11 protein-coding genes and 1 tRNA gene are annotated in these 13,933 nt (G+C 28.2%); 7 read left to right on the top strand and 5 right to left on the bottom strand.

Annotation, left to right across the window (positions count from 1 at the left end):
* Positions 1–2: 2 nt before the first annotated feature.
* Both ACZ5RS_RS11720 and ACZ5RS_RS11715 read left to right on the top strand, forming a co-directional pair.
* Positions 3–287, top strand: coding sequence for a Trp family transcriptional regulator (locus ACZ5RS_RS11720; protein WP_464635647.1), 285 nt, complete (start codon positions 3–5; stop codon positions 285–287).
* Between the two features lie 137 nt (positions 288–424).
* Positions 425–1,567 carry an MGDG synthase family glycosyltransferase gene (locus tag ACZ5RS_RS11715; protein ID WP_464635645.1) on the top strand — a complete coding sequence of 381 codons (1,143 nt, stop codon included), beginning with the start codon at positions 425–427 and terminating at the stop codon, positions 1,565–1,567.
* A gap of 53 nt (positions 1,568–1,620) precedes the next feature.
* Here ACZ5RS_RS11715 and ACZ5RS_RS11710 read toward each other — a convergent pair whose 3' ends face one another.
* From ACZ5RS_RS11710 to ACZ5RS_RS11700, 3 genes are all read right to left on the bottom strand, one after another.
* On the bottom strand, positions 1,621–3,423 hold the full coding sequence (locus ACZ5RS_RS11710; RefSeq protein ID WP_464635643.1) for a DEAD/DEAH box helicase: 1,803 nt from the start codon (positions 3,421–3,423) through the stop codon (positions 1,621–1,623).
* Between the two features lie 116 nt (positions 3,424–3,539).
* The gene (locus tag ACZ5RS_RS11705; protein ID WP_464635641.1) at positions 3,540–4,580 is read right to left on the bottom strand and encodes a DUF2804 domain-containing protein; all 1,041 of its coding nucleotides are present in this window, start codon (positions 4,578–4,580) and stop codon (positions 3,540–3,542) included.
* 121 nt (positions 4,581–4,701) lie between these two features.
* Positions 4,702–6,225 carry a peptidylprolyl isomerase gene (locus ACZ5RS_RS11700; protein WP_464635639.1) on the bottom strand — a complete coding sequence of 508 codons (1,524 nt, stop codon included), beginning with the start codon at positions 6,223–6,225 and terminating at the stop codon, positions 4,702–4,704.
* A 347-nt stretch (positions 6,226–6,572) separates the two neighbouring features.
* Here ACZ5RS_RS11700 and ACZ5RS_RS11695 point away from each other — a divergent pair.
* The 3 genes from ACZ5RS_RS11695 (at position 6,573) to ACZ5RS_RS11685 (ending at position 8,951) form a co-directional block, all read left to right on the top strand.
* Positions 6,573–6,645: transfer RNA gene (locus tag ACZ5RS_RS11695), tRNA-Pro, on the top strand.
* 17 nt (positions 6,646–6,662) lie between these two features.
* Positions 6,663–7,457, top strand: coding sequence for an alpha/beta hydrolase (locus ACZ5RS_RS11690; protein ID WP_464635637.1), 795 nt, complete (start codon positions 6,663–6,665; stop codon positions 7,455–7,457).
* Positions 7,458–7,715: 258 nt separating this feature from the next.
* The gene (locus tag ACZ5RS_RS11685; protein WP_464635635.1) at positions 7,716–8,951 is read left to right on the top strand and encodes a hypothetical protein; all 1,236 of its coding nucleotides are present in this window, start codon (positions 7,716–7,718) and stop codon (positions 8,949–8,951) included.
* A gap of 37 nt (positions 8,952–8,988) precedes the next feature.
* On the opposite strand, the gene ACZ5RS_RS11680 is transcribed toward ACZ5RS_RS11685, so the two are convergent.
* Complete coding sequence (locus tag ACZ5RS_RS11680; RefSeq protein ID WP_464635633.1) at positions 8,989–10,269, bottom strand: FAD-dependent oxidoreductase; 1,281 nt, start codon at positions 10,267–10,269, stop codon at positions 8,989–8,991.
* Between the two features lie 226 nt (positions 10,270–10,495).
* On the opposite strand from ACZ5RS_RS11680, the gene ACZ5RS_RS11675 reads away from it, so the two are divergent.
* A complete protein-coding gene (locus ACZ5RS_RS11675; RefSeq protein ID WP_464635631.1) occupies positions 10,496–11,434 on the top strand; it encodes a hypothetical protein in 939 nt (312 codons plus the stop codon).
* Between the two features lie 112 nt (positions 11,435–11,546).
* Positions 11,547–13,172: an N-acyl-D-amino-acid deacylase family protein gene (locus ACZ5RS_RS11670; protein WP_464635629.1), complete on the top strand. Its 1,626-nt coding sequence runs from the start codon at positions 11,547–11,549 to the stop codon at positions 13,170–13,172.
* Here the strand turns inward: ACZ5RS_RS11670 and ACZ5RS_RS11665 are convergent.
* A complete protein-coding gene (locus tag ACZ5RS_RS11665) occupies positions 13,169–13,930 on the bottom strand; it encodes an amino acid ABC transporter ATP-binding protein (RefSeq protein ID WP_464635627.1) in 762 nt (253 codons plus the stop codon). The genes ACZ5RS_RS11670 and ACZ5RS_RS11665 overlap by 4 nt on opposite strands.
* Positions 13,931–13,933: the final 3 nt, after the last annotated feature.

Below are 13,933 nucleotides of genomic sequence, written 5' to 3'. Positions count from 1 at the left end.
AGATGAACGATTATGATGATTTAATAAAAATATTCAGTGAAACAACTGATCCCAAAATGATGGAAAAATTATTTAGCGAAATGTTTACTGATAGAGAACAAAAAGATTTTGTTTTAAGATGGGATTTATTGAAAGATCTTTACCAAGGTTTTCCTCAAAGAGAAATTGCGGCTAAGCATAAGATAAGCTTGTGTAAAATAACTAGAGGTTCAAAAATCTTGAAAAAAGAGGGTTCTTATGTTAAAAAATTACTTTCTGATAGATATGATGACCATTTACATATATAAATGTCCTAAAATTTGTACGAAATATATTTTTCTTATTTAATGGACAAGTATTACATTATTTGGTAGTATACCAATGGTAATATGGATAACATTGATTAAGCCAATTATCAAATTTATTGAAAAATAATTGAGGAAATATGAAAGTTTCTTTTATTTATGTAGATGCAGGAAAAGGTCATTATGTTCCTGCAAAAGCATTATATGATCATTATATACGTATGGGAAATGAGGCAACACTAGAGAACTTATTCTTAATTTTTGGTGCTAAATCATGGAACAAAATGGTAAAGAACTGGTGGAGAGCTAATTTACATCATCCAAAAGCTGAAAGAGTTTTAAATGATAAATTGGATGGTAAATTTATTCATGATAGAATAAAATTCTTTGCCGAATTTGGTGATAAGTATTTAAATAAATTTATCGATTGGTATAATAGAGAAAAGCCTGATTATATTATATGTACCAATTATTTAGCAAATCCAATCTTAACTACAATGATGAAGAGAGCGAATATTAATATTCCTCTTTTTGTTTATGTTGCAGATGTCTTTGATAATCCGAGAATAGGAACTTCTAATGATGTTACTAAATTTTTTGTAGCTTCAGAGTTGGGTCGTGAAAATTGTATCAAGAATGGTATTGATCCTAGTAGAGTAATGGTTGTTCCTTTCCCATTGAAGCATGATGTTATGAAATATGGGGATGTAAATCAAGAAGAAGCTAGATTAAAATTAAATTTAAAACAAAATAAGTTTACTATTATTTTAAATTTTGGAGGTGAAGGCATTGGTAATGTCAAGCTCATTGAAGAGATTATAAATAGGAATCTTGATTGGCAAATACTTGTTTTAGGTAATTTATCTAAAACAACTAATTTGAAATATAAAGAATTAAGAAGGAAATATCCTGATTTAGATTTAGTAACGCCAGGTTTTGTTGATAATATTGGTCTTTATATTAAAGCTTGTGATATACAAATTGGTAAAACAGGTGCTAATTCACTTTTAGAATCTTTATATTTAAAAAGACCTTTCTTAATGAGTGAGTTATTATATACTTCAAGAGCATTTATTGATTTTATGAAAATAAAAAAAATAGGTTGGGCAGAAGGAGATATAGAAAAGCAAGTAGATATTTTAATTTCTTATGCTAGTGATCCTTCTTTTAGGAAGCCTGTAGAAGATGATTTAAATTCATTGCCTATTAAATTTGGGTGTATCCCATTATTAGAAATAGCAGATGAAGAATATAGGAAATTTATGAAAATAAATAATAAATAAGATTGAAAAAGCATTAAAAAAATCCTTCGATTTGAAGGATTTTTTTAATTGTATTATCTACTATGTTTTTTTCTACTTTTCTTTTTTGAATATGGTTTAGTATCCCATTCGTCTCTTCTATAAGAATCTTTTCCATAAGGTTGAGACTCATCATTATTCTTTTTTCTTGAATGACGTAGTTTACCACTTTTTCTAGAAGAAGATCTTTTGTTTCTAGTAAGGTTTTTACCATTTGGATTATCTGGTTTCGCTCTAGTAACAATTGGTCTACCGCCATTAGTAACACTTTTATTGATAATTCTAATTATATCTTCAGCAACTTCAAAAGGTGCTGTTACAAATGAGAAAGCATCTCTTACTGTTACTTCTTGAATATCCTCGTTTGAAGCATTTGTTTTATCTTGTAAATATGAAATTAATTCTCTCTTATCAAGACCGTCTTTTTTACCACGAGCAATAAATAGTCTTACTTGTCCATCATCTTCTCTATTGAATTTTGAAGGGAATTCTTTTTGTCTAGAACCTCTTGTAGGTGTCAAGTCTTTATATTTGCTTTCATCTAATGCATCTTTGTAGAAATAAGTTAAAACTGATGCTAAAACTTGTTCACTATCGTGAGCATTAAGCATTTTTTTTGCAATTGGTAAGAATTGATCATTTTCAACATTATTTGTAAGTAATGATAGTAATTCACTCTCAATTCTATCTCTTCTGATTGAAACAACTTCTTTTGGTGCTGGAACTGATGCTTTTCTGATATCAGTTTTTGCAACCTTTTGAATGAATTTAAACTTTCTAAATTCTGAAGGTGTTATAAAAGTAATAGCTGTTCCCATCTTACCAGCACGGCCAGTACGTCCTATACGGTGTATATAAGCCTCTGGAGCTTGTGGGATAGAGTAGTTGATAACATGAGTCAAATCATTGATATCGATACCTCTAGCCGCAACGTCAGTTGCAACAATAATGCTAATAGAATGTTTCTTCATTTTGTTTAAGATTATTTCTCTTTGCTTTTGAGATAAATCACCATGAAGTGCTTCAGCATCATAACCTCTTTCTTGGAGTTTCCTTCCAATATCGTCACATTGAACTTTAGTTCGGCAGAAAATAATACCATAGAAAGATTCTTCAATATCGATAATTCTACAAAGAGCTTCTAACTTATCACTTTCTCTAACTTCGAAATATACTTGGTCAGTTAAATTGCTAGTTAATTCACTGCTCTTTACTTTAACAACTTCAGGATTATCCATGAATTTTGAAGCAAGATTCATAATTGGTTTAGGCATAGTTGCTGAGAAACAAAGCATTCTTTTTTGTTCTGGGGTTTGAGAGAGAATATTTTCTATATCTTCAATGAATCCCATATCTAACATTTCATCTGCTTCATCTAATACAACAAATTTAATTTTGTTTAATTTTAATGAACCTCTTTTTAGGTGATCTTGGATTCTACCTGGTGTTCCAACTACAACATGGACACCTTTTCTCAATCTTCTAAGTTGAACATCAATTGAAGCACCACCATAGATGGATGTAACGTCAATTCTTCTATTGCCTTTAAAGGATGTGATTTCGTCTGCTACTTGAATTGCTAATTCCCTAGTTGGGGCAAGTATTAATGCTTGTACAGCTTTTTCTGAAGGGTCCACAATTTCTAAAATTGGAAGACCAAATGCTGCTGTTTTACCAGTACCTGTTTGAGCTTGTCCTATAACATCTCTGTTGTCTTGTAATAATAGTGGAATACATTCTTCTTGTATTTTTGTTGGTTCTTCAAAGCCTTTCTCTTTTAAGGCCATAATAGTCTCATCTGAGAGACCTAAGTTTTTAAATTTTGGTAAATCTGGCATGTAACTCCTGTTAATTTATATTTGAAATAAATAATGTAATTTATTAATAATTTTCAGATAATTTATTTTTGTCCGTCAATACTTAACCACAAATAATAACTAATTACAACTGTTGTCTACCATTTATTAAACACTTTTTCAGCAAAACCTAAATGATTGTCTAAAACAACTATATTATTATCTTCTAATATAATTTTTCCATTATATTTTCCAAAAACTTGATGTTGGTCACTCTTAATTATTCCGTAATTAAATTTGCCAACCCTATCTACTAGTGGAGTAAATGTTAAATCAAGTTTACCTTCATTGTCTTTTATTACCCAATCTTTCTCTAAAAAATTGGGAGGTATGTTAAAACTTACTTCATCTAGTTTATGTATAATATTATTATAAAAAATAACGTTTTCACTTGCAACAGATCTATCACTAAAACCGTAGCCTAAATTTAAACCAACAGGTATTTTTTCTATTGTTGTAGATAAACTGGCCCAGTACCAAGTATTTTTGTATGTCCATCTGCCACGGCCCCAATCTAAAGTTCCAAAAGTATTATTTTTATCAACTTTTTCAATATCATAACCACGCTTAATTGTTCCTGTTGCAGGCATGCAGTTGATTTTTTCATTTAGATAGAAGGCTTTTCTATTTGATTTCCAACTTGTTGCAATATTTAATGATTGCATATCTTCAATTTGGGTTAGTTCTATATCTACATCTAAACCTAAGCTTTCATCTGGTAAAACCAAAGAAGGGGAGCTAAACATTAATTTTCTTTTGTTACCTTTTTTTATAAAACAAGCTCTAAGTTCTGGATAACTTTTTGTCACATAACTATCTTCAGTAGATGATGGGGATAGTTTAATTCTTTTAAATGGTAATAATACAACTTTATCTATTTGAGAGTATTTTTTTAAGTTGTAATCAATATATGCAATAGAAACTAAAGTTGAATAACCTAAATCACTAATTGTTACAGAAATTGTATAGCCTTTCTTTTGATTTGTTATAGCATAATAATCCCATTCTTTTATTCTAAATTTATTAGCTTTTATCTCATCTCGATTGTAATTAAATAGGGGATGTTTTGCCCAACCTTCTTTTGTTAATGTTCCTCTTCTATTAAGTAAATTAATCTGGTTAGTAATTTCATTTTGCATATTTTTACCTCTAGCTAATATATTACACCAAAAATTAGAATTTATAAATAAAATAAAAAAGGGACTGAATTATTTTTCAGTCCCAAAGTTAACATATTCTAAAATAAGTATTTATTAATTTTTAGTTTTGTTGAGAGCCTAAAATTTTATCAATAAATACAGACATAAATTTGCTATCTAATTTATCAGATGCCATTACAGCAATTTGTAAATCATTTGGAATTGTTTGAGCAGCATAGTAAGGATATACACTCTTTAAGTATTCACTCATACCTGAATCATTTGTTTCACTTGCTACATCAACTACTAGGTAAGCGTTATTAGATTTAATTGGAGCCATAACTTTTCCAACTTCTGCACTGAATAAATCTTTCATTACAGTTTCATCAGTTGCTGCACTAGCCAAAGTACCTTTTGAATCACTATAGCTAAATGAGCTCATATATTGACTATCAGAAATATTTTTTGCAGTAGCACTTACTTGATTTACTTCTAATCCTTCGCTTTCAGCTGCAGCTGAGAAATCATCAGCAACAGTATTTACAAAATTATTAGCTTGTTCTAATAAGTAACTATCCATGATGCTAGAGTCATTATTTGCAATATATGTTCTAATCATTTGAAGAGTAGTTTCATCAGTATAATTTGCTGCTTCAGGAGTTGCATTTAATTTATAAATTGACCAACCGTTAGCTGCTTCAACAGGACCAATAATACTATCTTTAGTACCATCTAAGATTTGTGTTGCTTCTTGAGCATCTTTAAAGTTGTTTTTAACAGCATAATAAGGAACTACGCCAATTGTACCACCATTTTCAGCATAACTGTCTTGGCTATTAGCTTTTGCTGCATCTTCAAAAGAAGTGCCATTATTAATGCTATCCATGATGCTATCAGCATTTTCTTTTGTATCAGTACTAATAATAGATAAGTCAATGCTATAGAATAATTGAGGATTAGTTAAAGCATATTGTGCTGCTAATTCTTTAGGATACATATTGTAATCAAATACAACATAATTGAAACTTCTAGTATTGTCAGCCATTTCTAATACATAATCAGTTTCATTATCACTTGTTAATGCTGTAGATAAATCTGCTAAAACTGTATTGTAAGGAAGAGATTGTGTAACTTGTTTTCTTACGGAATTCTTTTGTTCTGTTGTAGCACTTTCATAAGCTTTTTTGCTAAATGCACCATCAACAGTATAATAACCACTGTTAATAATACCATTGTTTATTTGATTTTCAGTAGCTTTGATTCCCATATCATCAGCCATTTGAGTAACTGCTGTATAGAAAACTGTGCTATCAAAAGCACTTTTCCAAATATTGTATAATGCTAATTCACTGTTTGATGTTGAACCCTCATATTGTGAACCATATTTTTGATATTGGTCATATAAATAAGTGTCTTGAGCGTAAACAATTTCTTCACCATCGTAAGAACCAAAATTAAGCCCACCACTTACTGACTGTCCAACAATCGCTCTAATTGCAGGTGCAGCAACGAAAGAAATAGCTATTAGAATGAGAACAGTCATTCCAAAAATCCATCCAACATTTACTTTCTTTTTCTTGTTTGAGTTAATCTTAATATTTTTTGTTGAACCTTTTTCAGTCCCTTTATCATCATTTGAAGGCATTTATTAACCTCTCCTAGAAAATTCTTATCCTTATTAGGATACATCTTTTGAAAAATAGCATTTACAGCAATTACTGTCAATGAATTATTTCCAATTTAGTTATATAGAGTTGTAAATCAATATTTATATAACATAGTGCTCACTATCATAATGCATTTTTATAAAGAATAAAAACATTTTTTTAATTTTTTATTTATTTAGCTTTATTTTACTCAGAAAAACTAGTATTTATTTATAACTAAGAATAAAACTATTAGTTTGATATATGTCTTTATAAAAAAATACGTTATAACTTTATTAAAAATTGACTTAAAAAAGAAATATTTATAGACTAGAAATAATATTTACGGATAGTAGCGCAGAGGCTAGCGCGCTTGCTTCGGGAGCAAGATGTCGGAGGTTCAAGTCCTCTCTATCCGATAATAGAGGAGACTTTTATGAGAATTGTTCAATTATCTGTTGGCCCAAAAAAAGTGCCTTTAACAGGATATATTCATGATTATAATGAAGATAGTATGTTAAAAAATATTAGAAGTGCAATGGTTATTTTACCTGGTGGGGGATATGAAAAATTATCACCAAGGGAAAAAGATCCTGTTGCAATATATTATTTTGAAAAAGGTTTTAACACTTTTATTTTAGATTATTCAATTAATGAAGATGCTAAAGATTTAAATCCTTTATTAGAAGTAAGTGATGCACTTTTTCAAATTAGAGAAAAAGCTAGTGTTTTCTTTGTTAATCCCACTGAAATTGCAGTTATTGGATTTTCTGCGGGTGCACATTTAGCTGCTTCAATTTCTACTTTATATAATCATCCAAAAATTGTTGAATTAACAAAAATTGATAATGGGTTGAACTCTCCTGATGCTACTATATTGTGTTATCCTGTTATTAGTTTGGGTAAGTATGCTCATCAAGGTTCAAAAGAAAAAGTCACAAATAATGACCCTGAATTAATAGAATTATTAAGTTTAGAAAATCAAGTTACTAAAGATACACCCCCAACTTTTATTTGGCATACTCAAGACGATGAACTAGTTGATATCAATAATAGTATGTTATATGTAAATCAATTAATAAAAAATAATGTCCCTTGTGAATATCATTTATTCCCAAATGGCGAACATGGTTTATCAATGTGCACTAATGAGTGTTATAAATTGGATGAACATTGTGGTCAATGGAAAGCTTTAAGTGTAAATTGGTTGCATAAGTATTTATCCTTCTAAGATTCAGAATATTTAGTTTTTAAATATTAATTATTTTATGTAACTAACAAGTTTATTTATTGTTAATAATATTGTAAAATGGTTGTTGTGTGTTGTTCTAATAAAATAAGGTGGTGAAATATTACTCATAGCAAGTTAATGGTTGAGAAGAATAGATATCTCTATATTTATATTTTTTTAACCATTTTAAATTCTGAAGTATATTTGTTTGATTCTTTTGTTCATAACTTTCGAATGGTTTATGTAGCATTACTCATTATGTCTCAAATTTATATATTATTTTTTGGTACTTTTTTATTAATTCAAGATTATAAATTGAATCATGAAAGTTCCGTTTTGCAAGTACCTTTTGTAAAATGGATTTTGTTATTTAATTTTTATTTGGTAATATTAACAATATTCCATAAAACAACTTTTGAAATCTACAATAATGCTTTCTTTATATTGCATTCTTCCATGTTCTTTTTTATCTCTCTTATTTATTGTGATAAATATAAATGGATAAAATCTTGTGTAAAAATAGCCTTATTATTTACTGGTTTTATAGGAATCCTTTCAATTATAACTACTATTTTATATTTAGTTACTAATACTTTTTTATTTGATGCTATTTCTAGCGAGAATCTTAGAGCTACTTTATTATCTTTTATTCCAATTGGAAGTGGTTTCTTAGGTTTATTTAATACTAGTGCAACTTATTCACACTTATTAGTTTATTCAATATATTTATTATTGTTTTTGCTAGTTTATTATAAAAGAACGAAATTAAAGTATCTATTTATATTTTTAATTGTTAATGATGTTTTTAATTTATTTATTTCTAAAGAATTTATACCAATTTTTGTTTTAATTACGACAGCAATAATTTTTGTTGTTTTATATATTGTATTAAGTAAGAAATATTCATATATAGAACCTAAATCTATTGTTATAATAGTAATGTCTGTTTCAATTATAGTAGTTGGATTATTTGTAGTTGTACTGAATTGTGATTTTGGATTTTGTAAAGGATTGAGAACTCTTTTATATGGTTCTTATAAAACTCGTTCGGAAGTTTATGAAATTTGGAGAGCGGTTTTTTCTCTAGATCCAAAGTATATTTTATTTGGGGCTAGTGATTCTCAGATGTATTCACTAATTAAAGATATAGTGCCTGCAAGTGTAAGTTCTGGTTTTATTAATAATTCTGGTAGATATCATAATATGTTCTTAGCAATGTTAGGCAATTATGGCATATTTGCAATGTTAGGTATTATTGCTTTACTTGCATATTCTGCAATAACAGTAATTCAACATTATATTCATGCTTCATATAGAAGAAAGAGATTTGAATTAATATTTGGAATTCAATTATTAGCTATATTACTTTGTGGTTGTTTTGAAGAATTTCCATTATTTACTCAGAGTTTACATGCTCTGTTATTCATGTTTACATTGTCGATGTTATATGGTTTAACTTACATGGATAAAATAAGAAAATCCTCTCATAATTAGTTTATAAGAGGATTGATATTAAATTATTAGTTTTTATTTATTCTTGAAGCATTCCAATAGCAACTCTCATGCCACTTGCCCAAGCTCCTGTAATACCTCTAGAAGTACCAGCTCCATCACCAGCAAAGTAAATATTATCACATACCTTAAAGTGATCATCTTTGTATGTTGGTTTGTTTGCATATAATTTGATTTCAGGGTAATACATAATAGTTGATGGATGTAAAACGCCTGGAACAATTGTATCAAGGTTTTTCATAGCTTTCCAAATTGCTCTAAGTATTTTTGAAGGCATCGCTAGTGAAATATCACTTGGAGTACAGTTGGGAAGGGAAGGTTTAAAATTATAAGGGTCATTGTTGAAGGTATATTCTTTACTTCTAGATCCAAGTCTAAAATCCCCAACTCTTTGCATTAGAGGTCTTCCTCCTCCTAATAAAGCAGCTTGTAAGCCTAAATTTTCTGCATATTGTTGACCACTTGCTAATGGTGCTGTTAATTTAACAGTTTTTAAAATAGCAAAGTTAACTAACCCATTTTGATTATTCCCATCATTAGAATATGCATGTCCATTTACACTAAACCATTTTTCGTTATTGTTTGTAGTATATGTTTCTCTAACAACGTGAGCTTTTCCACTATTTGTACAGAATGTTCTAACTTTTTCTGGGAAGTAAAATTTAGGATCATAATAATCTTTAACAATAGGGTATTGTTCAATTTTTGTTTCAACTCTTATTCCAATATCAACAATATTATCAACATAATCAATATTTAGAGATTTCATGACATTTTGTAAGAAATGGAATCCTTGTCTACCTGGAGCAATAAGAATCTTATCATAAGCAATTGTTCTTTTATCAGTATCGATAGTTTTATTAGCACTATCAATAGTTTGCATTGTTTCTCCAAGCGCAAGATCTACACCATATTCATCTAGTTTTTTAAGAAGTTGTTTTATTAATAATAATCCACCATCTGTGCCTAAGTGAGTTTGCTTTATTTCGATTAAACTGCATCCTAATCTTTCAGCTCTTTTTTGATAATTTTTGATATTATTTTTTTCTAAAATATTTGGTTTAAAGAAATCAATAACTTTATCTAAATATTCATCTGCCATTTCTTTTGTCCAATATTCTAAAGGGAATCCTATTGGATAAGTAAAATTCATTTTACAATCGTTTCTCATTCCACCTGTAGAATATTTATGTGAATCAAGAATTAAGATTTTTAGATTAGGACGACTTTCTAGAAGGGTAAAAGCACATCCCATACCTGCTGGACCAGATCCAACAATAATTACATCATATTTTTCCATATGTTTAAGCTCCTTGGTTTAAGCTTGGTGTTTTGAACACTTCTTCTATTATCTAAAAAAACTTAATAAAGGTCAAAGCATATTGCGAAAATATTAATAAAGAGTTATGTTATTTTTTTGTTGTATAATTATTATTTATTTAACAAAAATATTAATTTTTAGCTTGTTGCAATATGTGTTTTATAATATTCTTCCTATATAGGTATTTTATAAATAGGGGTATTATATGGAATATATTAGTGTTAAAGAAGCAAGTAAAAAATGGGGAATTTCTGAAAGAAGAGTTAGAATCCTCTGTAGTGAAAATCGTATCGATGGTGTTACTAAATCCTCTTGGGCTTGGAATATTCCATCCAATGTTGAAAAACCATCTGATGGTAGAACTATTAGACATATAAAAAATGTTTCCTTAAGAATTGATTCTATTAACTTAAAATCAATAATTGAAAAAAAAGAAGAATTTAATAAAATTGTTAAAGATCCACTTTTATATCAAAAATATTTTGATCAAAGTATTACAAAATTTTTATTAATGGCATTTTCTCAAGAACCAATTGATCCAAATGATATAATTAGAGTTTTAAATAAAGAAAGAGTAGTTAATCTAGATTATAATACTCAACTTTTAATTTTAAATGCTAAATCAATTTTAGTTGAATGTTATAAACAAACTGGCTACGGCCCAGTTTTATCTAGTAATATAAAAGCTAAACCATATATTAGTGAACATAGATTGAATGAAACATATGAAAAATTATTTAAATCTATTGATGATTTTTATGTTCCAGAATATAAAACTGGAACAATACCTAATTTATCATCAATGGACGATAAAGAATATGATATTTCTTTGCAAATGGAGACTCTAATATTTCAGTATGAAAGAGAATGGATAAATTTAGATGGACTTGTTAAAGCTTCCTTTATGTTTGCTCAATTATTAAGACTTAAACCTTTTGCTCGTTATGATTTCTTATTTGCATCCTTAATTTTCGCACAAATTTTATTAGAAGATAATTATCCTTTAGCCTTTATTTCTATAGAATTAATTCCTGAATTAAAAGCTAATTTAACATTAACTTTAAATAGATCTAACTATACAAAATTAATAAGGATGTTTGAATCATCAATTGAAAAAGAACTTGATAATCTTCTTTCAATATAATTTGTTTTTTGCATTTAAAGAATAAAAAACTCACTTGCTCAGAAAATGTATTTGTGATAGACCTAAATTAGAATTTATGATTTTAAATAATCATGTGAGGTCTAAAATAAAAATGGAAAAAAATTCTTTTTTACTAAAAAATGCAACAATAATTGATGGAAATAATAAAGAAGCTTATAAAGCAAGTTTATTAATTAATGATGATAAAATTGAAAAAATTATAAAAAATAATAATGAGATAGTTAAAGCAAAAAATATTATTGACTGCTCAAATAAAATTATCACACCAGGCTTTATTGATGTTCATGGACATTCTGATTTTCAAATATTTAGAACTCCTGATATGATGAGTAAAATACAACAAGGTATTACTACTGAAATAGGTGGAAATTGTGGGGTTGGTGCATTTCCAATTGATCTAAAGGATCAAAATATTGTAAATGCAATCCATGAATTTACTAAAGATGTATTAGGTTCCTATAATTATGATTATTCAGATTTTGAATCATTTTATCAAAAGGCTCAAAAGAATTTGCCTAATACAAATATTCTATTTTTACAAAGTCATACTGCTTTACGAGCAAACGTAATAAAACCAAATGCAAATAGAGCAGCAACTGATGAAGAAATAGATAAAATGTGTAATATGCTTGATAAAAGTTTAAAACAAGGTTGCATAGGATTTTCTACAGGTCTATATTATGCTCCTTGTATTTATGCTGATGAGAAAGAACTTGTAGCTCTATTAAAAGTTGTTAAAGCTAATAATAAAATCTTTTGTACCCATCATAGATGTGAAGGTGATTATGTAATAAATTCCCTTAAAGAAGTTATTAATTTAGCTAAAAAGAGTGGGGTAAAATTAGAGGTTAGCCATCTAAAGGCAATTGGTAAAGATAATCAGAAGTATGTTGATCAAATGCTTAGTTTAATTGATCAAGCAAAAGCAGATGGAGTTGATATTGGGTTTGATCAATACCCTTATGAATATGGATCAACTTCTATATATAGTTTATTGCCTCCAGAATATTTAAAATTAACTAATAAAGATTTAAAGCTTGCTTTAAATGATAAAGATGAAAGAAATAAAATTAAAGAATTAATAAAAAATCCTAATGGATGGGATTCAATTATTAAAATGAGTGGTTTTGATAATATTTATACAATGTATTTGGAAAGTCAGAGAGAATTAGAAAATTATAGTTTAAAAGATTTAGCAATTAAACTAAAGCAAAGTGATGATGAAGATTCTTGTTTTGATACCTTTTTTGATATTTTGTTAAAAGAAACGGGTACTGCACTTATGTTAGATATTACTCAAAGTATGGAAAGTATCGAAAAGATTTTAACTCATCCTTTAATGTGTTTTGGAACAGATGCATTATATAGTGGTGATGATCTCACTCTTCCCACTCATCCTAGATCATATCAAGCTGCTGTTCATTTGATTGATACTTTTTATAAACAAAGAAAAGCAATTGATTTAGTTCCTTTAATTTATAATATGACAGGCAAAAGTGCTTCTCGTTTTAAAATAGAAAATAGGGGAGTTATTAAAGAAGGTAACTTTGCAGATCTCTTAGTAATTGATTTAGATAATTTAAAAGATGTCTCAAGCATGCAAAATACAAAAATTCCACCTGAAGGTATTGATTATGTTTTTGTAAATGGAAATTGTGTTTATCACAATAAACAAATACTAGCACATCAAGCAGGTAGAATTCTTAGATATAATTAATTATTAAAACGTTGTAAAAATTGTTTTGTTCTTGGATTAGTAGGGTGCTCAAAGACTTCTTCTGGAGTGCCCTTTTCAGCAATGATTCCATCATCCATGAATATAACTCTATCACTTATATCTTTAGCAAAAGCCATTTCATGAGTAACAACAACCATAGTCATTTTTTCTTTTGCTAAATCCTTTATAACTTTTAATATTTCTCCAGTTAATTCAGGATCTAATGCAGAAGTTGGTTCATCAAACCATAATACATTTGGTTTAAGTGCAAGGGCTCTCGCAATTGATACTCTTTGTTTTTGTCCACCAGATAATTGACAAGGATATGCATCTGCTCTATTTTTAAGGCCCATTTTATCTAATAGTTCTAATGCTATTTCTTTTGCTTCTTCTTTATCCTTATTGAGTACGTAAATTAATGCTTCAGTAATATTTCTTAAAATACTCATATGAGGGAAGAGATTAAAATCTTGGAAAACTAGACCGTTATGTAGTTGTATTTTTCTCTTTTCTTCTTTAGTTAAAACTAAGTTATTATCATTACAAAGAGTATCCCCACAAATTATTACTTCTCCACCTTCGATTGTTTCTAATTGGTTTATTGCTCTTAATAATGTGCTTTTTCCGCTTCCGGATGGACCAATTATAGATAAAACTTCACCTTCACAAACATGAAAAGAAATATCTTTTAAAACTTGTACATCTCCATAATTTTTTTCTAAATGATTTACTTCAATAATATATTTATTTTTTTCCATAGT

It is taken from the genome of Pleomorphochaeta caudata (genome assembly GCF_055395745.1).
The sequence above is the reverse complement of the archived record's forward strand: the minus strand, read 5'-3'. Positions and strand labels throughout refer to the sequence as shown.

Excerpts from the sequence above, each read along its gene's own strand:
- ACZ5RS_RS11720 (WP_464635647.1), top strand. The coding sequence starts at position 3 with ATGAACGATTATGATGATTTAATAAAAATATTCAGTGAAACAACTGAT.
- ACZ5RS_RS11715 (WP_464635645.1), top strand. The coding sequence starts at position 425 with ATGAAAGTTTCTTTTATTTATGTAGATGCAGGAAAAGGTCATTATGTT.
- ACZ5RS_RS11710 (WP_464635643.1), bottom strand. The coding sequence starts at position 3,423 with ATGCCAGATTTACCAAAATTTAAAAACTTAGGTCTCTCAGATGAGACT.
- ACZ5RS_RS11705 (WP_464635641.1), bottom strand. The coding sequence starts at position 4,580 with ATGCAAAATGAAATTACTAACCAGATTAATTTACTTAATAGAAGAGGA.
- ACZ5RS_RS11700 (WP_464635639.1), bottom strand. The coding sequence starts at position 6,225 with ATGCCTTCAAATGATGATAAAGGGACTGAAAAAGGTTCAACAAAAAAT.
- ACZ5RS_RS11690 (WP_464635637.1), top strand. The coding sequence starts at position 6,663 with ATGAGAATTGTTCAATTATCTGTTGGCCCAAAAAAAGTGCCTTTAACA.
- ACZ5RS_RS11685 (WP_464635635.1), top strand. The coding sequence starts at position 7,716 with ATGTCTCAAATTTATATATTATTTTTTGGTACTTTTTTATTAATTCAA.
- ACZ5RS_RS11680 (WP_464635633.1), bottom strand. The coding sequence starts at position 10,269 with ATGGAAAAATATGATGTAATTATTGTTGGATCTGGTCCAGCAGGTATG.
- ACZ5RS_RS11675 (WP_464635631.1), top strand. The coding sequence starts at position 10,496 with ATGGAATATATTAGTGTTAAAGAAGCAAGTAAAAAATGGGGAATTTCT.
- ACZ5RS_RS11670 (WP_464635629.1), top strand. The coding sequence starts at position 11,547 with ATGGAAAAAAATTCTTTTTTACTAAAAAATGCAACAATAATTGATGGA.
- ACZ5RS_RS11665 (WP_464635627.1), bottom strand. The coding sequence starts at position 13,930 with ATGGAAAAAAATAAATATATTATTGAAGTAAATCATTTAGAAAAAAAT.